General features: G+C 48.5%; 22 protein-coding genes and 1 riboswitch. Of the genes, 11 read left to right on the top strand and 11 right to left on the bottom strand.

Features of this window, described 5'->3' with window-relative positions:
• Positions 1-310: 310 nt before the first annotated feature.
• The 5 genes from purU (at position 311) to BTA35_RS00325 (ending at position 4,397) form a co-directional block, all read left to right on the top strand.
• Positions 311-1,165 carry a formyltetrahydrofolate deformylase gene (gene purU, locus BTA35_RS00345; protein WP_077242457.1) on the top strand — a complete coding sequence of 285 codons (855 nt, stop codon included), beginning with the start codon at positions 311-313 and terminating at the stop codon, positions 1,163-1,165.
• Between the two features lie 480 nt (positions 1,166-1,645).
• A complete protein-coding gene (locus BTA35_RS00340) occupies positions 1,646-2,758 on the top strand; it encodes a BamA/TamA family outer membrane protein (RefSeq protein WP_077242456.1) in 1,113 nt (370 codons plus the stop codon).
• 84 nt (positions 2,759-2,842) lie between these two features.
• Positions 2,843-3,175, top strand: coding sequence for an energy-coupling factor ABC transporter permease (locus BTA35_RS18635; RefSeq protein ID WP_077242455.1), 333 nt, complete (start codon positions 2,843-2,845; stop codon positions 3,173-3,175).
• Positions 3,176-3,179: 4 nt separating this feature from the next.
• A complete protein-coding gene (locus BTA35_RS18630) occupies positions 3,180-3,515 on the top strand; it encodes an energy-coupling factor ABC transporter permease (protein ID WP_077242454.1) in 336 nt (111 codons plus the stop codon).
• Positions 3,516-3,580: 65 nt separating this feature from the next.
• Positions 3,581-3,807, top strand: a riboswitch (yybP-ykoY riboswitch).
• A gap of 11 nt (positions 3,808-3,818) precedes the next feature.
• Positions 3,819-4,397 (top strand): TMEM165/GDT1 family protein, encoded by a 579-nt coding sequence (locus BTA35_RS00325; protein WP_077243321.1) that lies wholly within the window; start codon positions 3,819-3,821, stop codon positions 4,395-4,397.
• Between the two features lie 86 nt (positions 4,398-4,483).
• On the opposite strand, the gene BTA35_RS00320 is transcribed toward BTA35_RS00325, so the two are convergent.
• A complete protein-coding gene (locus BTA35_RS00320; protein ID WP_077242453.1) occupies positions 4,484-5,065 on the bottom strand; it encodes a response regulator transcription factor in 582 nt (193 codons plus the stop codon).
• Complete coding sequence (locus BTA35_RS00315; RefSeq protein ID WP_077242452.1) at positions 5,040-6,368, bottom strand: ATP-binding protein; 1,329 nt, start codon at positions 6,366-6,368, stop codon at positions 5,040-5,042. Before BTA35_RS00315 ends, BTA35_RS00320 begins: the two co-directional genes overlap by 26 nt.
• Positions 6,369-6,565: 197 nt before the next feature.
• Between BTA35_RS00315 and BTA35_RS00310 the strand changes: the two genes are divergently transcribed.
• The gene (locus BTA35_RS00310; RefSeq protein ID WP_077242451.1) at positions 6,566-7,132 is read left to right on the top strand and encodes a DUF3833 domain-containing protein; all 567 of its coding nucleotides are present in this window, start codon (positions 6,566-6,568) and stop codon (positions 7,130-7,132) included.
• 16 nt (positions 7,133-7,148) lie between these two features.
• Here BTA35_RS00310 and BTA35_RS00305 read toward each other — a convergent pair whose 3' ends face one another.
• Positions 7,149-8,915 carry a sensor domain-containing diguanylate cyclase gene (locus BTA35_RS00305; protein ID WP_077242450.1) on the bottom strand — a complete coding sequence of 589 codons (1,767 nt, stop codon included), beginning with the start codon at positions 8,913-8,915 and terminating at the stop codon, positions 7,149-7,151.
• 267 nt (positions 8,916-9,182) lie between these two features.
• Here BTA35_RS00305 and BTA35_RS00300 point away from each other — a divergent pair, with 267 nt between their 5' ends.
• On the top strand, positions 9,183-9,617 hold the full coding sequence (locus BTA35_RS00300; RefSeq protein ID WP_077242449.1) for a cytochrome b562: 435 nt from the start codon (positions 9,183-9,185) through the stop codon (positions 9,615-9,617).
• A gap of 67 nt (positions 9,618-9,684) precedes the next feature.
• Here the strand turns inward: BTA35_RS00300 and BTA35_RS00295 are convergent, their stop codons facing one another.
• A complete protein-coding gene (locus BTA35_RS00295; protein WP_077242448.1) occupies positions 9,685-10,995 on the bottom strand; it encodes an MFS transporter in 1,311 nt (436 codons plus the stop codon).
• A 394-nt stretch (positions 10,996-11,389) separates the two neighbouring features.
• Here BTA35_RS00295 and BTA35_RS00290 point away from each other — a divergent pair, with 394 nt between their 5' ends.
• Together BTA35_RS00290 and rluF are read left to right on the top strand one after the other, a co-directional pair.
• Positions 11,390-11,752: a gamma-glutamylcyclotransferase family protein gene (locus BTA35_RS00290; protein ID WP_077242447.1), complete on the top strand. Its 363-nt coding sequence runs from the start codon at positions 11,390-11,392 to the stop codon at positions 11,750-11,752.
• Positions 11,753-11,890: 138 nt separating this feature from the next.
• Positions 11,891-12,985, top strand: coding sequence for a 23S rRNA pseudouridine(2604) synthase RluF (rluF, locus tag BTA35_RS00285; protein WP_077242446.1), 1,095 nt, complete (start codon positions 11,891-11,893; stop codon positions 12,983-12,985).
• 31 nt (positions 12,986-13,016) lie between these two features.
• Here rluF and BTA35_RS00280 read toward each other — a convergent pair whose 3' ends face one another.
• From BTA35_RS00280 to pseI, 6 genes are read right to left on the bottom strand one after another with little or no spacing between them, the layout of a single operon-like run.
• Positions 13,017-13,691, bottom strand: a complete 675-nt coding sequence (locus BTA35_RS00280) for a PIG-L deacetylase family protein (protein WP_077242445.1) — start codon at positions 13,689-13,691, stop codon at positions 13,017-13,019.
• On the bottom strand, positions 13,688-14,353 hold the full coding sequence (locus BTA35_RS00275) for a class I SAM-dependent methyltransferase (RefSeq protein ID WP_077242444.1): 666 nt from the start codon (positions 14,351-14,353) through the stop codon (positions 13,688-13,690). The genes BTA35_RS00280 and BTA35_RS00275 overlap by 4 nt, the downstream gene beginning before the upstream one ends.
• Positions 14,354-14,355: 2 nt before the next feature.
• On the bottom strand, positions 14,356-15,111 hold the full coding sequence (locus tag BTA35_RS00270) for a WbqC family protein (RefSeq protein WP_077242443.1): 756 nt from the start codon (positions 15,109-15,111) through the stop codon (positions 14,356-14,358).
• The gene (locus BTA35_RS00265) at positions 15,108-16,142 is read right to left on the bottom strand and encodes a DegT/DnrJ/EryC1/StrS family aminotransferase (protein ID WP_160054849.1); all 1,035 of its coding nucleotides are present in this window, start codon (positions 16,140-16,142) and stop codon (positions 15,108-15,110) included. Before BTA35_RS00265 ends, BTA35_RS00270 begins: the two co-directional genes overlap by 4 nt.
• Positions 16,123-16,572: an acyltransferase gene (locus tag BTA35_RS00260; protein ID WP_077242441.1), complete on the bottom strand. Its 450-nt coding sequence runs from the start codon at positions 16,570-16,572 to the stop codon at positions 16,123-16,125. Before BTA35_RS00260 ends, BTA35_RS00265 begins: the two co-directional genes overlap by 20 nt.
• On the bottom strand, positions 16,569-17,597 hold the full coding sequence (gene pseI, locus BTA35_RS00255) for a pseudaminic acid synthase (protein ID WP_077242440.1): 1,029 nt from the start codon (positions 17,595-17,597) through the stop codon (positions 16,569-16,571). Before pseI ends, BTA35_RS00260 begins: the two co-directional genes overlap by 4 nt.
• 383 nt (positions 17,598-17,980) lie before the next feature.
• Between pseI and BTA35_RS00250 the strand changes: the two genes are divergently transcribed.
• Both BTA35_RS00250 and BTA35_RS00245 read left to right on the top strand, forming a co-directional pair.
• Positions 17,981-18,421, top strand: a complete 441-nt coding sequence (locus tag BTA35_RS00250) for a DUF3224 domain-containing protein (protein WP_077242439.1) — start codon at positions 17,981-17,983, stop codon at positions 18,419-18,421.
• Between the two features lie 26 nt (positions 18,422-18,447).
• Complete coding sequence (locus BTA35_RS00245) at positions 18,448-19,407, top strand: hypothetical protein (RefSeq protein WP_077242438.1); 960 nt, start codon at positions 18,448-18,450, stop codon at positions 19,405-19,407.
• Between the two features lie 75 nt (positions 19,408-19,482).
• Here BTA35_RS00245 and BTA35_RS00240 read toward each other — a convergent pair whose 3' ends face one another.
• Entirely contained in the window at positions 19,483-20,601 is a 1,119-nt protein-coding gene (locus BTA35_RS00240; protein ID WP_077242437.1) for a 5-(carboxyamino)imidazole ribonucleotide synthase, read from the bottom strand.
• Position 20,602 lies beyond the last annotated feature (1 nt).

The following is a 20,602-nucleotide window of genomic DNA, read 5'->3' as shown; positions in this document are numbered from 1 at the left end:
TTTACTTTGGCCTTTTTTGGTGCGTTTTCGTTTTTCTTGAAGTGATACTATTCAGGTTAGCACTCTTTTTATACTGCCGGTATGTGATTTAAACGCACTGGACAGACATGATGGTTAAAGCTGTAGTCTGTATAGCAGGTTTTGCCTTGCGCAGGTGCAAAAGAGGTCTTTTGGTGTAGAATACCGGCTCCGAAATTTTTACGAATTGCCGTCTAAAGGGTTGTTGAATCAACTGGTTAGGCGGCGGCCGCTGTAGCCCCTTGATAATAACCAATCGGGCGCCCTGAACTGAATGAGTTGATTGGTAGATATGGAACGGACATATACCTTAGTAATCTCCTGCCCTGACCGGGTAGGCATTGTGGCAAAAGTCAGTAACTTTCTGGCGATGTATGGCGGCTGGATTACCGAAGCCAGCCATCACTCTGACCGGATGGCGAACTGGTTCTTTATGCGTCATGAGATTCGGGCTGATACTGTTCCCTTTGATCTGGAAGAGTTCCGTACGGCTTTTTCGCCGATCGCCCGTGAATTTGAAATGGATTGGTTTATTTCAGATTCTGATCAGAAAAAGCGTGTGGTGCTGATGGCCAGTAAAGAGTCGCACTGCCTGGTGGATCTGTTGCATCGCTGGCAGAGTGGTGAGCTGAAGATTGAAATCCCCTGCGTGATCTCCAATCATGAGGATTTTCGTGATCTGGTGGAATGGCATGGTATTCCGTATCACTACGTTCCGGTGGATAAGAATAACAAGCAGGCATCCTTCGATAAGGTTGAGCAACTGGTTGAAGAGGCGAATGCTGACTGTGTTGTCCTTGCGCGCTATATGCAGATTCTGCCTCCGAATATATGTCAGAAATATGCCGGACGTGTCATCAATATTCACCACAGCTTTTTGCCGTCTTTTGCTGGTGCGAAGCCTTACCACCAGGCCTATGAGCGCGGTGTGAAACTGATTGGTGCTACCTGCCATTATGTGACAGCAGAGCTGGATGCGGGGCCTATTATTGACCAGGATATTCAACGGGTAAGCCACCGGCACACTATCGAAGATATGGTGCGCCTGGGTAAAGATGTTGAGAAAGCGGTTCTGGCTCGTGGTTTGCGTTGGCATATTGAGGATCGTGTTCTGGTGCATGAGAATAAAACGGTCGTTTTTAACTGATCAGAGTTAAGCCTTTTGTAGGATATCTCTTACAAGCAAAAAGGCAGTTCGCTTCTGTTGTGTTCGTTGAGGGTGCTTTAGAATGAAGTCTCTCGGGGAAATGTAGAAAAGCGCAATGGAAGCGAGTCCATGGAAAGGACTGTTATCGTATGTAGAGAGCCTCCAAGGATTGGAGGCTTTTTTTGCCCGAAATATGTCATTAGGACTTAGTTTTTTTGCGGAGCCGTAACGGCTTTTGTTCTTTGTTCTTCCTTCTCCTTTTGTCACTTTTCCCTGACTTATCTGTTTCCTGCTTTTATTTTTTGTCTCTGGCGTTTCTTTGCTTGTATTTAGATCACATCAGCGACGGGCTGCGGAGTCAGTCCTCCTGTGACGACTGTTAATTTTTATCTTTTAACCGCTGCTATGCACCAATAGAATAGCGGCACTCGTAATGAGAGTGTTGCTGTTTAAATGTCAGTCCATCCCAAGGATATTGCTGTGATTATTCCAAAAGAGCCTTTCCGTCTTTTGACCTTTTGTCTTGTCATGATGATTGGTTTGTCATGCGTATTAATGAGCACTCAGGTGAAGGCGGAGCGGATTATTATCCCTGTTGCGTTCAGTACACCGGATACAGGGTTTGCTGGCGGTGCTGCTGTGATCTGGGCGATACCAAACCCGGAGGCGGGTGAGAATAAAAAAGATACAGTGAGTGCTTTTGGCTACTTATCGCAAAAAGGACAGGTGATGCTGGCGCTGAGTTCCAGCTTGTATCGTAGTGAGGGTTCTATGTTACTGGAGCCGTCCGTGGCTTTCGGTAAAAGTGTTTCTACCAGCCACGGTATCGGTTCTCTCAGTCGCACGGGTTCTGAAGAAAGCTACGAAGCTGAGTTCGTCCGCCTTAACTTTATGGCGGGCTGGCGCATATTAAAAGATAGTTATTTTGGCCCTGCAATGAGCCTTCAACACCGCAAGTATACCGATCTTTCTGACGCAAGAGAGCTTAAGGATTATCTGGCCGGTAATAATGAGAAAATGCAGTCTACGCGGCTTGGTTTAGGTTTTCAGTTAAAGCGTGATACCCGGGATAACAGCTTTTACAGTCAAAAAGGGGTATTTAGCGAGGCAGAATTTCTGACCTTTGATACATCATGGGGTAGTGACTATAACTTTAATCTTTTTGGTTTGGAGCATCGGCGCTTTATCCCTCTTAATTCTCGGTCCGTATTGGCCATTCAGGGCAAGATTAAAGCGGCAAGTGGTCATGTTCCCTATGACCAGATGCCTGCAGTAGGTGGTGCTCAAAGCATTCGGGGGTTACTGCAGGATCGCTATCGTGATGAGCTGGCATTATCCAGCCAGGTTGAGTGGCGTCGGATTTTGACAGATAAATGGGGTATGGCGGTCTTTAGTGGCTTTGGCGATGTATTCCCATCCTTCGACCAGGTTCGTGCTTCTGAATTGAAGTACGCTCTGGGGGTTGGTGGTCGTTATGCTCTGGGCCAGAAGCAGCGGGTTAATCTGCGCCTGGATTTTGGCTATAGTGACGCACTGGGTGATGCGGAAGCAGATGGCTTCAATGTCTATTTCCAGGTAGGTGAAGCGTTCTGATCGCGTTAAACCAGGTCGGCTGAATAAAAAACTATATTCCTGATGCTTTAGTGTAACGCTGCACTTTTTTGTGGAAGATAACAGATGAACTTCTCCTCTACTGAAATTGAAGGCCTTTGGGTCTGGGTTGCAAATATTGCAGCGGTCATGGCGCTTTTTCAGGCTGTCCGCTACGCCGAGTGGAAAAAACTGCTGGCAGATACTCAGTTTCAGCACCTTTTTTTAGGCGCTACTGTTTTTGTGACACTGCTCTGGCAGCTTAAGGCGGATATTACACCCTTGGTCAGCCTGCATTTTCTGATGTCGATGACATTAACGGTGATGTTTCGTTGGCCCTTTGCTTTAATGGCCAGTGTGTTGGCCCTGATAGGACTGACCTGGACAGGAAAGGCTCCGGTTGAGTTACTGGGGGGTTAATATTATGACCTCAGCGGTTGTTCCTGTCGCTGCAAGTTACTTTATTTACCGTTGGGCAGATGAGCGTCTGCCGGATAACTTTTTTGTTATTCTTTTTGTGGGTTGTTTTTTCGGTAGTGCACTGACAGCTCTGGCTTCCGGGCTGTCTTTGATGGCCGTGCTTTGGCTGGGGTCTACAGCTTATGATTTTGCCCGGATTTCAGGTGAGTACTTTCTCTTCCTGCCGGTTATTCTGCCTCCGGAAGCTGTGGTGAACGGTATGCTGCTCAGCTCTCTTATGGTGTTTAAACCAGATTGGGTGCAAGGTTTTGATTACAAACGCTATTTTGACGATAAATAGCAGGTCGTTCTTTTAGCTTGTTGTCATTGATAGTGCTGGATTAAATTCCGGGTTCTGCTAGTATTCTTCTCGTCCCGGGGGAGTAGTCGCTCTTCTTGTCTGATATTTTCTCTCTGAAAATATCCCAGACGAATATGACAGAGGTTTACATCAACATAGTTGGTCCTCATGACCATGGTGTAAACAGCCGTATTGATCTGCAATGCGGCCTGACGAGACCTGTGACACAACGCACTGAACCGGGGCCGGAGCAGTGTGATGTGTCATAGTGTTTGTTCTCTGCCGGCCCCTAAAGTGAATTTTATGGAAGCCTTCTTTTTTTCAACCTTCTCTGTCGCTCTTGCTGAAATAGGTGACAAGACTCAGTTACTGGCATTTCTGCTGATATCCCGTTTTCGTAAACCCTGGCCAATTATCTGGGGTATTCTGGTGGCTACACTGGCAAACCATGCCATTGCGGGCTGGTTGGGTGCTGTTGCAGCCGATTGGTTACAAGGTGACTGGTTGAACGGGTTGGTGGGTGGTTCTTTTATTGCGGTTGGCCTCTGGATTCTGATTCCTGATAAGCTGGATGATGATACGAAGAACCCTTATGAGAAGTATGGTGCTTTTCTGGCAACCGTTGTTCTGTTTTTTATCGCAGAAATAGGTGATAAGACCCAGGTTGCTACTATTATTCTTGGGGCCCAGTTTGATGCGTTGTTCTGGGTGGTAATGGGAACAACAGTGGGGATGATGCTGGCTAATGTACCTGTGGTCGCTATTGGTCATCTGGCGGTGGATCGGCTGCCGTTGAAATGGATTCGTATCGGTGCCAGTGGCGTTTTTGTTTTGCTCGGTATCTGGGTTCTTTTATCTGACCAGGCGATTATGAGCCATTAGTTTATATGGCGTTTATTGATCAGAGATCCGGTTGAGCACTTAAAATGCTCAACCGGATTTTTGCACTCTGTCTTCTGCTGAAGTGATTACTCACGGACAGGGCGTTTCTGTAACTTACGCTGCAAAGTGCGGCGGTGCATGCCCAGCTGGCGAGCTGTGGCGGAAATATTACCGTCATTTTCTGTCAGTACCTTTTGAATATGCTCCCACGTCAGGCGGTTAACACTCATGGGTTTATCCGCAATTTCCTGACTTGGGTTGGCACCGGTTTGCTTCAGTGCGGCAAGAATTTCATCTGTATCGGCGGGCTTAGGCAGATAGTTAACCGCGCCGAGTTTGATCGCTTCGACTGCGGTGGCAATGCTGGAATAGCCCGTCAGAATAACGACCTTACAGTCCGGCACCAGTTTTAGCAGGCGAGGCAGCAGGTTAAGGCCGGTGTCACCTTCCATTTTAAGATCAAGTGATGCCAGGCTGGGCTGATGCTGTTCGATCAAGGGGAGAGCTTCTTCTGCTGACTCAGCCACAATTGTGTTGTATCCCCTGCGGGTCAGGGATCGTGACATGACCTGAGAAAACACCGGATCGTCATCTACAATGAGAAATGTATTGTTGCGCAGTTCCGGTTCTTTAAGGCCAGCGTTATTCAGATTGTTTTGCGGGCTCATTGTTGAGTCCTCTTGTTTGATCACTGACGGCATTCGGCTGAATCACCGGTAATGTGACCTCGGTGAGAGTGCCGCCTTTTGTTTGATGGTCATTCGATGAGCTATTTTTCAGGCTATACAGGCGTACTGTGCCCTGAAAGCGATTAATGGTGGCATGGGTCAGAAAAAGACCGATACCCATTCCTTCTTCTTTGGTCGAAATAAAGGCCTCGCCGAGCCGGTTTGCTACATCGGGGTCAATTCCCGGGCCGTAATCCCTGATGCGGATAACACATTCTACATTATCCCAGCTTACGCTAATATCCACACGTTGCGGGCTGACATCCGCCGCATTATTTAACAGGTTCAGCAGGGCTTGCTCCAGCGTTTTATCTCTTTCCAAAAGAGGCATGACCTGCTCTTTCTGGCAGTCCAGACTGAATTTTACCTCTGGCCTCAGAACTTGCCAGTCTTCAATAATAGGGGCGATAAAATCACAGACAGGTGTTTGGCTGACACGATTAATCTCTGCCTGTTGAGTCAGTAGCTGAAGCTTATCTTTACAGCGGTCAACCTGCTGGCGCATTAGTACCAGATCCTCCTGCAGTAGCTTATCATCCGGATAATCACGGCTCAGATCTTTCAGCATGACCGCTAGTGTGGAAAGTGGTGTGCCCAGCTCGTGTGCGGTTCCTGCTGCCTGAGTAGCAACCGCCAGAATCTGCTCGTCCCGAAGCACCTGCTCACGAACCTCACCCAGCATTTTTTCTCTGTGCCGGAGCGTGTGTGCCATTTTAAAGACAAAGGTTGTGATCAACCCGGTGGACAGCAGAAAGTTCAGCCACATACCCAGCAGATGGAGATTGATTCCGGCTCCAGTGTGACTGAGCTCCGGAACCGCGATATAGAACTGCATCAGAAAGGTGTAAGAACTGAGTACTGCTGCAGCGATAATCCAGGTGAAAATCCAGGGCAGAGTTGCTGCGCTGATGGTGAGAGGGACCAGAAAATAGGAGATAAAGGGGTTATTGGCACCACCGGAATAATAGAAGAAAAGGCTCAGGCCAATAACATCTGCCAGTAGGTGAAACAGGTATTCTGAGTCCGTCACTCTGTAGGGCAGACCCAGTCGCCACCAGGTCAGCATATTCATGGCGGCCATGACGATAATGATCATGATCAGAGGAATGGCCAGCAGGTGAATTTTAAGTACTTCAGTGCCGATAATGACTGATATCAGAAAACCGGTCCACGCGATACCCCGGATCAGTGTCAGGCGAATCAGGTTACGTCCGGGTGTTGATAGTGGCAATGGCTGGTGCATGCAAATACCCACTGGGTGAAATTTGAAAATAATACGTTGAATATCAAAACATTATGCCTTGTTGCATGCTTAAACGGGAGGTTTTCAGTCGTAGCATAATGTCGCAGGTGATCTGAGCACTAAAACGATCTGCCCCGGGCTTTCCAGCGTATAAGTCGGACAATAGGTCTTAATTCCGGGAAAGGAGAGAAAAGGATATGCGATATATCCTATTGTTATGGTCATTGTTTGTGCTGGCGGGGTGTAACTCTATGAAGATTGAAGACTTTTCAGATAAAGCCCCCCGGTTGGTGCTGGAGGATTATTTTAAGGGTAAAACATATGCCTGGGGTGTTTTTGAGGATAGGTTTGGTTCAGTTCGCCGACAGTTTCAGGTTGAGATCGATGGCCGTTGGGACGGTGAAACGCTGACACTGGAGGAGTACTTTCTTTATGACGATGGTGAGGAGGACAAGCGTACCTGGGTGATTACTAAGTGGGAGGATGGTCATTATACCGGTGTCTTTGGTGATATTGTCGGTGAGGCCAGGGGGCAGGTTCGCGGCAATGCTCTTAATTGGGTTTATACGATGGACTTACCTGTCGGTGACAATATATGGCGGGTTAAATTTGATGACTGGATGTTTTGGCAGCCCGGGGATGTGATTATTAATCGGGCCGTTATCAAAAAATGGGGTTTTGAGCTGGGTACCGTTACCTTGTTTTTCACCCGGGAGCGGATGTTACAGGAAATTCCCTTTTCCCTGGCCCCAGCGTCAAAGTGACGCTAACCATCGTTTGTCAGGCTTCTTCTGTGGTGTTGTGCTCAGCCTGTGAGGTACGGCTTTCCTCAGTGGTGCAGGACTTTTCGTAGGAGGGCTCCCTGTAAACTACGCAGCGATTACGCCCCCGGTGTTTTGCCTGATAGAGGGCCTGATCTGCCTGCTTCAATACCTGTTTCGGGGTATAGGTATTCTTACGGGAACTGGCAATACCCACCGAAACTTTGATTGAACCAACAATATTAATTTGCATCTGGGCTACACTGATTCTCAGGCGTTCTGCAATCGTTAGGGCTTGTTTCTGCGTGGTCGATGGTAATACAAGCACAAACTCTTCCCCTCCGGTGCGGGCGATAATATCGCCATCCCTGGATAGTTCAGACATCTTCTGTGTCAGACTGGTCAGGGCTTTGTCACCCGCTTCATGGCCAAAGTGGTCATTGACCTGTTTGAAGTGATCAATATCCAGAGCCAGAATAGTGAATTCGGTATGATCCGCTTGCAGTTGGGACAGAAAAATATCCAGGCTGCGCCGATTATAAACACCCGTCAGAGGGTCTGTTGAAGCGGCATGTCGCAGCTGGCCTATCTGTTGCTGCAGCAGGCTAAAGCCTTTCTCCATAGCATGTTTAAGTTCCCCGCTTTCAAAGTACCAGGAGCGAATTCGGTGCAGTCGCTCATGGGTCTGTGGTTGATCCATAGTGCGGGCAGTATCGGCTAACTGTTTCAGTGGCCGGGCAATCATTCTTGCCAGTAGCCAAATTGTAAAAAAGGTGATGATAGTGATGGGCAGTGACCGGTAAAGCACCTGAGCGACTACGTCGTTCAGAGAGGCTAACGTTGCTTTCAGAGGGCGTTGAGCAATGATACCCCAATGGGAGATCGTAACCGGCGCAAACCCTGCCAGCATCTCTATTCCCTCGCTGTTAATAACACTTAACGACCCACCGTTACCGCTCATAACCTGTCTGATGACCCGGTTGCCTGTAACAACGTCTCCAATACGGCTTTTATTGGGGTGATAGAGCAGGCGCTGATTTTTATCCACCACATAGAGGTAAGAGCCATCTTCATAATAGTGAGTGCCGAGCATATCGTTAAGAATACTACGCTCTTTCAGATAGAGTGAGCCCCCGATATAGCCAATATATCTGCCCTGACGATCAAACAGTGGCTGAGATATAACAACCAGTAATCGCCCTGTTGCCGAGATATAGGGTGCGCTGATCAGAGGAATTTGCTTTTTCAGAGCTTCAATGGCGCCTTCAGACCTCAGCTTCTCACCTATAATTTCCAGTGTATTCGGGGAGGTGGCCAGTACCGTGCCATCTGCGCCTGTGATCACCACAGAGTTAAAACTGTCTGTCTGCAGACGCAGGCGGTCAGCTTGTCTTAACAGGTAGTTATGATCATCCATCCTGTATTGCAGCTCGCCAGCAGCATAAGCCAGTTGCTGTTGGGCTGAACGCAGGAAGTTATTCGTGGTGGCGGCAAGCTTAGTGGCATAGGCAAAATTACTGTCCAGCTCGTGCTGAATCAGTTGTTCTTTCTGTACCTGATAGCTGGCATAGAAACTATTGAGTAATGTGACGGTTGCAGAGGAAAGTGCCAGCAGTAAAATCAGGCGTTTAAGCGTCAGGTGCTGTTGACGACGTCTGCAGACTGTTGGCTGGCTGCTGCTTGAATTTCCGGCCTCAGACAGAGGTGGCGCTTCTGAAACGTTCGGTGCTGCCGATGCCTTTAGTACTTTTGGTGTTTTCAGTACTTCTGCTGGTGAACGCTTCATGTTCAGGCATTCCCTCTGTAGTTACAATGCGAGTAGATAATTTGCCTACAAAAGGTAGGGTATTTCAGGCTTTTTTAATACGAGAGACGATGATAGCGGCAAAAAAAATAAAAGCGAATTTTTCCTACCCTCCTTCCGGGTTGCACCGAAGATCAATTTCAGCATTTAGCTTGATTATGAATTATTTTTCTGATTGATTTCTTTGGATAGGGTCGTTATTTTTAGTGAAATATTTGGATAGATATAAAAATCTCCAGGAGATTTAGTGTGATAAAAGAGATGCGAAAGCTTATTTTTGCTGCCAGCGTCAGTCTAATGCTGTTAACCAGTACTGAAACTTTTGCCCATGCGGCTCACTGCGAAGACAGTGAGCTGGGGGATCTGATGAAGTCAATGAAACAGGAACTGAAGGACTATGTCAGCAGTTTCAAACAGTCAGATCAGGCGGCGATGCAGCAGCATCTGAATGGTTTGCTGAACGATTCAAAACAGGCGAAAAAACTGATTCCGATGAAGTATGAGGGCCAGTCAGTGGCATCTGTTGATATTCAGCGTTATCAGGAAGGTATGGATGAACTACTTGAACTGCTGCAGCAGCTGCAGGAGGCCGGAGGTGATGCCAGCGTTATCAAACCTGCACTGGCTCAAATCAAGCAGCACAGCAAAGATGGCCACAAAGCATTTCGTAAAGATTGCGATTGATCGCTTTTGCGCCACTGTCCTTAACGCCGCTCAACGCCATAGCTTATGCTGCTTTGGCGTTTTGGTTTTAGCGCTCAACTTCAGGCAGTACATAGGCCATTACGGCACCCAGTACGCCTAAAACAGATAACGCGAAAATCAGGTTTAATGCGCTGAAGCCACTCAGTGCACTGCCAAAGCCGATCAGCAGCAGTACAACACCGATACAGGTATTGCTAACGGAGACGTAGTCTGTCCGCTGATTGCCCGTGGCCATATTTACCAGGTAAGTTTTTCGCCCGATCCGAACACCCTCATGGGCGATGGTCAGTATGAAATAGCCTAATGGCAGCAACCAGATACTGGCCATAAGCTCCGGCAGCCAGAGAGCGACAGCATTTACACTGATGCCCAGTGTTGCCGCAATGAGTGCTGCCGCTATCATCACCTGGCGGCTGGAGTTGTCAGCGAACAACCCCCAAAATGGGCCGGACAATAATCCTGCAAGACCACTGGTTATCACAAAAACACCCAGAGCCAGAGCCACTGACTGGTACTCTCCTGAAAGGATTACATAGTAAGGAGCTGACAGCGCGGTGCACAACAGCAGGGGCCGGGTCAGAACAAAGTGCCGGAAGTTTTTGTCAGTTTTCAGCAGGCTAAGTTTCTCTAGGGCATGAAGAAAGCCATTCTTACCTCCATCAGTCTCACCGGGCTCTTCCCTTACCTGAGAAAACAGCAAGGCTGCCATCAGCCAGAGTATACCGCCGAGGCCGATGAACAGGGCATAAAACAACACGTCGCTCCCAGCTTCTGCAGATTGTCCTTTTATGTACAGTATTATGCCGGCTACCAGAGTGATACCACCTGCCATACTGGCTGCCAGGCCGCTTAAACGTCCTCGCCTGGGCTTGGGGATGGTCTTACCCGTCACGTCCTTCGATGCGACAGAGCATAGTCCGCGGGCGAGACTAAACATCACCAGTAAAGTGATCACAGACCAACCCGCCAGCTCCCCGGTCAGATAGAAAAGGCTCAGCGCAATGGCGAACATGCAGAGCGCCTGAATAACGGAACCCAGTACCCAGGCGGTTTTTCGAATCGCCATTTTGCGGACAAAGTTAGCAATTAACAGCTGAGGGATAAGAGAGCCGGACTCTCGTATGGGCACCAGAAAACCGATCAGGTAAAAAGGGGCTCCCGCCATACTCATCAGAGCAGGCAGTACGACTTTGGGATTGGCAAAGGCATCGCCAAGCTTGGTCAGAAACTGACTGAAAAGGGTTTTGGTGAAATTACCGGGGACTTCCCGACAAGCCTCAGGGCTGATGTCCTTGCAGGCACGGGCATCTTCCACGTTCGCGAGTTTTTCATAGAGATTATCGACCAGCTTTTCCATTCTCAACCCTTTAATACTCAGATGAAACTGCAGTAAATCAGTACGTTAACAACTTAACATGGGATCATGACGAATTGTAGAACAGCGAGACACCCACCAGAAAACGGGTGTGGGCCAGAGGGCTATGCAGTCTGTTCGGGTCGATAATGCGTATTAATCCTACAAAATAACGCATTTTCTAATCGGTTTATTCTGGGTATCTTGCATTTTTCAGAAACAGCGTCACAAAGAAAGTTACAGCAGAAGCCTTATTCGTTAGGGTAACTGCATTTTATCGGCTGGAAATACTTATTTTTTTGCTAGTTTCTCATTGGCTGCGTTGGTGGTCAGAGGATCGGGCTGGGGGGAACTCCCTCAGGTTTCAGCTTTATACATTGTTATCAGGAATCAAAGAATGGAACGCTTATTCTCCTACGGTACATTACAGCTGGATCAGGTTCAGCAAGAGACTTTTGGCCGTTTGCTGAGCGGTGAAAAAGATACACTGATCGGCTATGCCTTATCTGAGGTGCGAATCAGCGATGAGGCGGTTGTTGCTACCAGTGGCAAGGCACTTCATCCGATTCTGAAATATACCGGCAATCCTGAAGACCAGGTGGAAGGCACTGTTTTTGAAATTACAGTGGAAGAACTGGCTCAGGCAGATGATTACGAAGTGGCTGAGTATGTCCGTGTGGCCACTATTTTTCACTCTGGTAACACGGCGTGGGCTTACGTTTGTGCTGAGACAGAGAAGGCGCGGGCGTCAATCTCTTAACCTGTGCCGTTAATCTGTTCCGGTACACTGACTTTTTGCTGCCTTTTCTATATCCTTACCGGTCTTCGATCCGGCCCTGTTTTTCGATCAAACCGATGGTCAGGGTCAGTTTTTGCCACCGTTTTAAGATGAGTCTGTATGCTGCCAAACACCACCACCCGTCTCAATAAGTACATCAGTGAAAGCGGTATCTGTTCCCGCCGGGATGCCGATCGTTATATCGAGCAGGGTAATGTTTATATCAATGGTAAGCGTGCTCAGGTGGGGGATCGCGTAGTGCACGGCGATGAGGTCAGGGTGAATGGCCAACTGATTGAGCCACCGGAGCACGATGATTTTATCTTTATCGCCCTGAATAAACCGGTGGGTATTGTCAGTACCACTGAGCATTCTGAAAAAGACAATATTGTTGATTTTGTGGGCCACAGCCATAGGATTTTTCCTATCGGTCGATTGGATAAAGATTCCCAGGGGCTGATTTTTCTCACCAATAACGGTGACCTGGTCAATAAGGTACTTCGGGCCGGTAATAATCACGAGAAAGAGTATTTGGTGACGGTTAACCGTCCGATCAGTGATGAGGCTGTTCAGGGTCTGGCGAACGGCGTGCCTATTTTGGGAACCGTGACGAAAAAATGTCCTGTGGTTAAAGAAGGCCCTAACCTGATCCGCATGACGTTGATTCAGGGGTTGAATCGGCAGATCCGTCGCATGTGTGAATATTTTGGCTATGACGTGGTGCGGCTTGAGCGGGTGCGCATTATGAATGTGGGTCTGAAAGGTCTGCCGGTGGGTGACTGGCGCGATCTGACCGAAGATGAGCTGCATACTTTGCTGAAATCAGTAGAAGATTCCAGTTCTGAAGCCCCGGAAGGGCGGCGAACTCAGGGAGCCCGCAACAAAAAGGGCGGAAGTCAGGGTAACGTTGCAGGGGGGAAAGGGAAGCGTCCGGCTCGTAGTTCTTCCTCGGCGGGGCGCTCCGAGGGCACCGGCCGCACTGAAGCTAATGGCCGGAAAAAAGCGGCGACAACGGCTAAAGGTAAACGCCCACCGGTAAAACCGACCACCGGTAAGGGGGCTGTTAAAGGCGGAAAATTATCCGGCAAGGTAGCCGCCCGTGCCGCAGCGGCAGCTGCTAAAGGCAGAGGAAAAGGTGCGGTTAAAGGAAGGCCTGCCGGGAAAAGTGGTGGTAAAGGGGCTGCTGCCAAAGGTAGGAAAACGTCAGGTCGCTAGGCCTGACAGATCTTTAATGAGGTAAAGTCACTTAGACGTCGCTATCAAGTCTGCGCAGCTGTATAAACGCTTCGGCGGCATGGAGTCCTACGCTGTACCCTCGGTGTTTTGCCAGAATTTCTATATGTTCATAGCTTCGGCTGTGCGGAGCGGGGCGTATCTCACAGTCGTAGGCCTCCAGAGCCTGCTTTTTTTGTTCCAGGTAGTCTGAAATGTCGACATACAGGTTAGGGGTAAAAGGTGCCAGGTCTGACGGCTGCCAATCGGTACTGGAAAGCACTTCAAAAGTATAGATCTCTTTGACGCTCAGGCCGGGCTGCGGACGGCAGGCTGTCATAACCGCCTGACTGGTGATTTTATGGTCGATATTGAGGTCACTGGCATGGTGGGTATAGATGATGTCAGGTTTTAGCTCTGAGATAACCTGTTCAATCTCCTTGACGATGCTGAGTAAGGGCACTGCGTCCATCTGATTATCCGGAAAACACAGGTTTTTTGAGGAGTGAGTCCCCAGTATTTTTGCCGCTTTTTGCGCCGATGCGAGCCTGATTTTTGCGGCGGCACTCTGCACCCCCCGGGCGCTGACACCGTCGGTCATAAACAACAGGTGTACTTCATTACCAGAGGCAACGTGGCGCGCAATGGTGCCGCCACAGCCTATCGCTTCATCGTCTGTATGTGCCGCAACGATTAAGATTTTTCTCATTTTTTGTCAGCTACAAAGTTGTAGGATGCCAGCTCCCAGCCAGTCCCGTCTTCAATGATCTTATGCTGCAGATTGCTGAGCGTGAAATCGGAAAATAGTGTTTCCAGGTGAGCTTTGTCAGAAAAGTGAACATTGCCCAAATTGGCAAACGACCGGCTTTTGGCGTTAAAGGTGCGTGTCCATTCGTCAACTTGCTCAATGCAGGCGTCGGCGTTATTGAAGTCTGAGTAACGGGTTGAAAACCAGTCGATACCGATAAATTTACCCTGATCCGTTAATGATGCGTAGATGTTGGCAATTGTCGAAGTGATGCCTTGTGTATCGTTATGGGTAATCGCGCCGCGATCAATAATCAGGTCGAACTTACCTGCGGGCAGTTCTTTTGAAAAATCCATCACGTGAAGTGCATCCTGCAGCTCAGGGTAGGCCTGTTTCAGGTTATTGATGGTGCTTGCACTGCCATCAACAGCCGTATAGTCAACACCCAGGCTCAGGAAGAAAGGGATATTAGCACCGGCACCGCAGCCAACTTCAAGCACCTTAAAGCCACTGCCGGTTGGACGGGCATGTCGCATGACATAGGAGACAAGATCGGACCAGGGCCAGCGACTCAGGTGATTACTTGATGCGTATTGTTGTTCCCACTCAGTAGAAAATCCCATTATTATTCCTTTTGGTTTGTCAGTTGGTTTGTCAGTTGGTTTGTCAGTTGGTTTGCCGCTGAAGTATCTTTTTTGGTCAGATAGCGGCCAGCGCCTTTACCGCAGTTAAAAATCAGATCCAGAATGGATAAATGCGAGACAAAATGAGTCGATTTTTGCGGATATTCAGGGTGCTGGTAATCATGAAACAGCACATCGATATTGTTTTCCCTGAAGCTGTTTATATCGAGGTAATCTCTGCCAAATGGACCTGAAATATAGGTATCGGCGTTAAACTTCTGGCACAGATCCAGGATCAGGTCACTTTTTTTACCTTGGTAGTGAATTCCGGAAGCATAAGTAATGCTCCTGCTGATTTCTAAGTAATCGAGCAGGGTCTCTGTGTTTTTCCGAATGAATTCACCCAGAAACTTAAACTGATCGGCTGTGCTGAAAAAACTATCCAGAATCGGCATAAACTCAGCATAAAAAGGAGTCTTCGCATAAGCCTGGCTGATGGTGTTGCGGTGCTTTTTAACCCAGTTGCGACTGTAGTCTATTTCCACATCTTTAATTGGCAGGTTACCGAAACGACCGCTGGTTTTTACCGGTATGGTCAGAGTGACCACCTGTCCGTTCATTAATACCTTATTGCGGTTTGTCATGCTGTTTTTTTCAAACTGCACATCATCCAGAATAATATGCATATCGGATAGCAGGATTCTTTCAAAGTAACCCAACCAGGGTAAATATGCCGGCTGATTAATCGAGACGATCATTGTTCAAAGACCTTTAGCGCGCGGCAGACAGCATCGAGTTCAGCTGCACTCATTGATGGATAACAAGGAATGGACAGCATGTGTTTGGTGTTGTAGTCAGCGCCCGGGAATGCTTTCTTCGTGTGTCTGCCAAGCACTTCCCGGGTTTCTATCGGAATAATCGAGGCTACGTTATGCCGATGAAGGTGGCGTTGCAGTGCTGTGACAGTTTCAGGGGTATCCGGGGTGATAATGGCGCGGAACCGAACGGCCTTTAAGCAGGCCTCCCTTGGCTCCAGAAGCGGCAGCCCCAACTGTTTGTAGTGGGTGAAAATATGTTCCCGCTGACCGATAAATTCGCTGAAAAAGCGTTTCAGCTGCACCCGTCCAACCACGGCCTGCAGGTCGGTCATCTGAAAGTTAAAACGCAGCTGTGCATCCGACCTGGTGTCGAAATCGATAAAGTCCCTCAGCTTGTCTGCCATCAAGCGGTCGGCAAACATGATTGCGCCACCCTGGCCACCGCTGGTGATCAGCTTTGTGGCATAAAATGAGAATATAGATACCGGAGTCTGTCGGCCTACAGGGCGGTCATCCAAGGTTGCTCCCAGGGCCTGGGCGCAGTCTTCAATTGTGATATCTTTGTACCGATCCGGTATCCGGGTTGGCAGACCAAAAAGACGGGGGTGGATCAGCAGGTCAAATGCTTCTGCATTGTCAAAGTTAAGCTCGGTCGTTCCCGGGTGAACATCCAGATAAACCGGGGTCGCACCGGCAAGCTGCACAGCGTTTTCCAGGCTGCTGCAGGCGTATGCCGGCAAAGCAACTCTGCGCCCTTCGGCCTGCAGAACGGTCAGCGCGCCAAATAGAGCTGCGCTGCCTGAAGATACCGCGACGACGTGTTCCGCAGGCAGGCCGTGATATGCCGCCAGCTGGCGTTCAAACTCTGCTGTTTGCCGGCCCTGGGCGACCCAGCCAGACGCGATAACCTTACCGGCTGCCTCCGCCTCTGCTTCGCCCAGTGTTGGGCGATTATGCGCAATCTGAAGCATAGTAGCCTGCTTTAACAACCATAGGGTTGCCACAAACCAGTGAGTAAGGGGGAATATACCCCGCATCAACCATGGTTCCGGCCGCAATGACACTGTGGTGGCTGATATGGGCTCCGCCTTTAACCATCACATGGGAGCCGATAAAAACACTATGTTCTATCGTGATATCTTTGCGGGATATAGTATCTGAAAGGCCAATGGCTTTTCGGTGGGAATCCGCGCAATTGATCACTACAAAAGAGGCAATATCACAGTTATCTCCGATGGAGACACGGGCTCCTTTGGCGTAAACCTCAGAGAAACCTGAGATGTAAACATTGCTGCCAAATTCAGGTTCGCCACTTATCCAGACCAGTGGATGAAACTTGTTTTTTCTGAACCCGGTGACGGATCTGAAAAGGTAAAGGAATAAAGCTTTAAGAGGGGTCACATCAGGTCCTCTAATGTTAAAGGTGTACCACGTTCAAGGTCTTTGTTCGCGGTTGCGCCCAGTACCTCTTCATAGTGCCGGGGCTCCAGTCCGAAGGCTGGGCGGATAACCCGGACATTATCAGGGGAGAGTATTTCCCCCTTACGGATATCCTGTACCACATAAACAGAGCGGCCATGGTGGCTTCCGGGGCGTTTTTCGTTCAGAGCTTTGGGGTTGCCGACCGCTTTCCAGGCCAGTTCTGTTTGTCGGCGCAGCGCTTTCAGTTCATCGGGCTCAATGGAGAAAGCAGCATCGGGGCCGCCGTCAGAGCGTCGCAATGTAAAGTGTTTTTCAATAACCGATGCGCCATAGGCAACAGACAGTACCGGGGCGATCTGCTCCAGAGAGTGATCAGATAATCCAACGGGTACACCCAGTTTTGCCAGCTCACCAATAACCGAAACATTCATATCTTCCGCTTGACTGGGGTAGCTGCTGATACAGTGCAGTACGGCAATATCCCGGGCCCCGGCATCACGGAGTATGGTCAGAGACTCTTCAACATCCTGAAGGCTGGAGATACCGGTTGAGATAATAATGGGTTTGCCGGTTGCTGCGACCTGCTTCAAAAAATAGTGGTCTTTCGCTTCAAAAGAAGCAATCTTGTAGGCTGGGCAGTTAAGGTCTTCCAGAAGATTGACAGAGGCTTCGTCAAAAGGAGAGCTGAACAGAGTGATACCGATCTCTTCTGCTTTTTCAAACAGCAGTTTATTCCAGGATGGTGGCATTGTGATCTCGCTGTAGAGATCGTAGTAGCTTTTGCCTTGCCATAGAGGATCAGGGATCAGAAAGTCCGGCTTGTGACAGTCAATGGTTAGGGCGTCTGCGGTATAGGTCTGAATCTTTACGGCATCAGCACCACAGTGCTTTGCCTGCCGAATCATCTCAAACGCTTTTTCCAGATCCAAAGTATGGTTGTTTGACATTTCTGCGATGAGATAGGGTGGATGCTCCGGAGCGATTTCCCGTCCATTGATTTTCATATACAGCTCCTAGCGCTCCCGGATTTTGCAGCTATGTCATTAAATATTGCCTAACTTAATAAAACTTTACACAGAATGTACTCTGATGGACTTTACTAACGCAAGAGTTTGTTGGTGGTGAAATCAAACAAAATCTGACTTTTATCTACATGTAACTTAACAGGGAGAATTTTTTGATTATTGTGCATGACATGAATCGAGTCGTCAGTCTATCAGTGGGCGGGGCGTGAAATACTCGGCATGAGGTGAAATCTGGCCATAAGGCTCAGCTTTAGTGAGGAGTTTTCTTGCACTTATATGTGCTTTGGATAATTCTGTTGTCTCATTTTATCACCGCTATTGATCCGCCCTGAGCGTCAGGCTAAATGATTAAGGATAGTGTTATGCAGATCACTGGAAAATTTAATGTTGCCCTCAACCCTCTGGATATTACGTCAGAAAGTGCGGACGGTATGGCGCTGGGGCGTATGTCCGTTGATAAACAGTTTTTTGGTGAGCTGAATGCCGTCAGTAAAGGCGAAATGTTGAGTGCATTGACACCAACCCGTGGCTCTGCGGGTTATGTGGCGATTGAGCAGGTGACTGGTACGTTGCAGGGGAAAACCGGCAGCTTTGTTCTGCAGCATTTCGGGTTGATGGATCGCGGTTACGATAAACTGATTCTGGAAGTGGTGCCGGATTCCGCCACTGGTCAGCTGGAAGGCTTAAAGGGTTGCATGAAGATCCGTATTGAAGCTGGTGATCAGCACTTCTACGATTTTGACTTTTATTTGCCGGGGCTGGAGGCTGAGACGGAAGTAGATCAGGCTGAAAATACAGAATAACCCCATTCACTTAAAGGGACTTAGCGTTGGATTCAACAGATATTATTAACTTAATCCCGGCGGGATTCTCTGCATTAGCAACCTGCTTTGCAGCTTTTGCTACTTTTAAAGCGTACCAAGTGGCAAAAGAATCAAAGAATATTGCGGAAAAATCATTAATTGCCAGTGAGCATGAAGAGGCAAAGGATGTTTTCTTTGAGTCGTTCTCTGACTTTGAACTGATGACCTCAAGGTTGTTCAATTTGGGGCGGGATATTAGAGAGTACTGGACTAGAAAGTTTGATTTATTCGATGATAAAAACTCTGAACATGCGGGCGAAGATCCACGCCCGCTAAGACATGTGTTATCAAATGCTGCAGAAATGTTGGCTAAGCATTCAATGGCACGAGGTCGAAGCGACTCTTACTATTTTGATTACTTGATTGATGTCCTAAATGGAGACTTTGGAGATCTGAACCTAAAAGAATACTACAGTCTTTTAGAGCGTGCAGATGGTTGCTACCTAGGCTATGAGTCTATTTTTGGGGAACCAAAGCGTGATGAAAGTATTGAGTTATCTGAGGCATTCCGGTTCAGTATCTATCAGCTAAAATATCGAACTTCAACAGATGATCTTCGTAAGTTTATTTCGGATGGTTGGAGTCGGTATGGCTTTCTGAGACTCTATTATGACGAATTTATCAAGTGTCAAATTGGATTTGAGAGCATAGCTCGTAGTTTAACTGAGCAAAAAAATAAACTTAAATTCAGTTATGTAAAGCTTGACGATAATGTGGATCTTAGTGCCAATATGGAACGCCTGGCTCGGTGTGTTAGTCTGGTTTTAAATTGTGGCTTTGGAGTTTTTGAGCAACATATAGAAGATGATTGGTCAGACTTGCCTGATTTTAGTCATGAAGAGTTAATAGGTTATATTTTATTTCAAGTAGCAATTACATATATCTTGTTGGAAGTTGAAAATCAGTTTTTTCAACTTCAGCAATGATTAATCTGGTTAACCATAAAAAAACCGAACTCATTGAGTTCGGTTTTTTTTGTTTAACGCTTTGGCACGTAAGACTTAACCTTCAGGATAAACCTTTGCCAGAGTGGCGTTAATCTGGGCGTCCAGCTCTTCGTAGCTGTCGGCGACCAGATTGATATGGCCCATCTTACGGCCCGGACGCAGGCTCTTTCCGTAGCCGTGCAGCTGCTGGTCGCTGTTGACCAGAACGCTGTTGTCCATCTCGACACCCAGCAGGTTCACCATGCCGGTGATCTTCATCGCCTGAGTGTTGCCCAGGGGCAGTCCGGTGATGGCGCGAATGTGGTTGTTGAACTGGCTGCTGATACAACCCAGCTGTGTCCAGTGGCCGGAGTTGTGTACACGCGGTGCCATCTCGTTAACAACCAGATGTTCTCCGCCATCCGCGGTTTCGGTCACGAAGAACTCAATGGCCAGAATACCCACGTAGTTTGATGCCGCCAGCAGTTTGTTGGCGATCTCTTCAGCCTGTTGCTGTAGTTCAGCAGTCAGGTTCGGAGCCGGTGCTTTTGAAGTCAGCAAGGTGCCGTCGCGGTGCAGGTTTTCTGTCAATGGGTAGAAGCGGCTTTCACCTTCTGCGTTGCGGACGGCGATCATGGACACTTCACGCTTGAAGTTAACAAAACCTTCCAGTACGCAGTCCAGATTACACACCTCTTCTTCCAGGGCAACAGCGTCTTCTGCACTTTTGATGCGCCACTGACCATAACCATCGTAGCCGCCGGTGCAGGTTTTCAGAATGGCTGGATAGCCGATGGCGTCCAGTGCCGCCAGAATCTCCTGACGGTTGCCGGTGCGACGGTATGGCGCAACATCAACGCCCTGCTCATTTACCCAGCTCTTTTCCAGACCGCGGTGACGGCAGGTTTCCAGCATTTTCGGATCAGGATAAACCGGGCAGAACGCCTGCAGTGCTTTCAGACGATCCGTATCAACCGCTTCTTTCTCAACGGTGATCACGTCTGGCTCACCCAGTGCTTTATACAGGGCTTCTGCTTCCGGGAAGGCTTCATCGTAGATCACATCGCCAAGGCTTGTAATCGGATCAAGAGAATCCCCCTGCTGCACCAGATAGCTGAACCGGATGCCCATAGGCCAGGCTGACAACGCCATCATGCGGGCCAATTGGCCGCTACCGACAACGGCAACTTTCATA

Origin of the sequence: Oceanospirillum linum, from assembly GCF_001995095.2 — a bacterium.
GTDB lineage: Bacteria > Pseudomonadota > Gammaproteobacteria > Pseudomonadales > Halomonadaceae > Oceanospirillum > Oceanospirillum linum.
Note: the sequence above shows the minus strand (reverse complement) of the source record. Positions and strands in the feature narration are given on the sequence as shown.

What these genes read in the sequence shown, in the direction of transcription:
- purU (WP_077242457.1), top strand. Translation starts at nt 311, where the DNA reads ATGGAACGGACATATACCTTAGTAATCTCCTGCCCTGACCGGGTAGGC.
- BTA35_RS18635 (WP_077242455.1), top strand. Translation starts at nt 2,843, where the DNA reads ATGAACTTCTCCTCTACTGAAATTGAAGGCCTTTGGGTCTGGGTTGCA.
- BTA35_RS18630 (WP_077242454.1), top strand. Translation starts at nt 3,180, where the DNA reads ATGACCTCAGCGGTTGTTCCTGTCGCTGCAAGTTACTTTATTTACCGT.
- BTA35_RS00325 (WP_077243321.1), top strand. Translation starts at nt 3,819, where the DNA reads ATGGAAGCCTTCTTTTTTTCAACCTTCTCTGTCGCTCTTGCTGAAATA.
- BTA35_RS00320 (WP_077242453.1), bottom strand. Translation starts at nt 5,065, where the DNA reads ATGAGCCCGCAAAACAATCTGAATAACGCTGGCCTTAAAGAACCGGAA.
- BTA35_RS00315 (WP_077242452.1), bottom strand. Translation starts at nt 6,368, where the DNA reads ATGCACCAGCCATTGCCACTATCAACACCCGGACGTAACCTGATTCGC.
- BTA35_RS00310 (WP_077242451.1), top strand. Translation starts at nt 6,566, where the DNA reads ATGCGATATATCCTATTGTTATGGTCATTGTTTGTGCTGGCGGGGTGT.
- BTA35_RS00305 (WP_077242450.1), bottom strand. Translation starts at nt 8,915, where the DNA reads ATGAAGCGTTCACCAGCAGAAGTACTGAAAACACCAAAAGTACTAAAG.
- BTA35_RS00295 (WP_077242448.1), bottom strand. Translation starts at nt 10,995, where the DNA reads ATGGAAAAGCTGGTCGATAATCTCTATGAAAAACTCGCGAACGTGGAA.
- BTA35_RS00290 (WP_077242447.1), top strand. Translation starts at nt 11,390, where the DNA reads ATGGAACGCTTATTCTCCTACGGTACATTACAGCTGGATCAGGTTCAG.
- rluF (WP_077242446.1), top strand. Translation starts at nt 11,891, where the DNA reads ATGCTGCCAAACACCACCACCCGTCTCAATAAGTACATCAGTGAAAGC.
- BTA35_RS00280 (WP_077242445.1), bottom strand. Translation starts at nt 13,691, where the DNA reads ATGAGAAAAATCTTAATCGTTGCGGCACATACAGACGATGAAGCGATA.
- BTA35_RS00275 (WP_077242444.1), bottom strand. Translation starts at nt 14,353, where the DNA reads ATGGGATTTTCTACTGAGTGGGAACAACAATACGCATCAAGTAATCAC.
- BTA35_RS00270 (WP_077242443.1), bottom strand. Translation starts at nt 15,111, where the DNA reads ATGATCGTCTCGATTAATCAGCCGGCATATTTACCCTGGTTGGGTTAC.
- BTA35_RS00265 (WP_160054849.1), bottom strand. Translation starts at nt 16,142, where the DNA reads ATGCTTCAGATTGCGCATAATCGCCCAACACTGGGCGAAGCAGAGGCG.
- pseI (WP_077242440.1), bottom strand. Translation starts at nt 17,597, where the DNA reads ATGAAAATCAATGGACGGGAAATCGCTCCGGAGCATCCACCCTATCTC.
- BTA35_RS00250 (WP_077242439.1), top strand. Translation starts at nt 17,981, where the DNA reads ATGCAGATCACTGGAAAATTTAATGTTGCCCTCAACCCTCTGGATATT.
- BTA35_RS00240 (WP_077242437.1), bottom strand. Translation starts at nt 20,601, where the DNA reads ATGAAAGTTGCCGTTGTCGGTAGCGGCCAATTGGCCCGCATGATGGCG.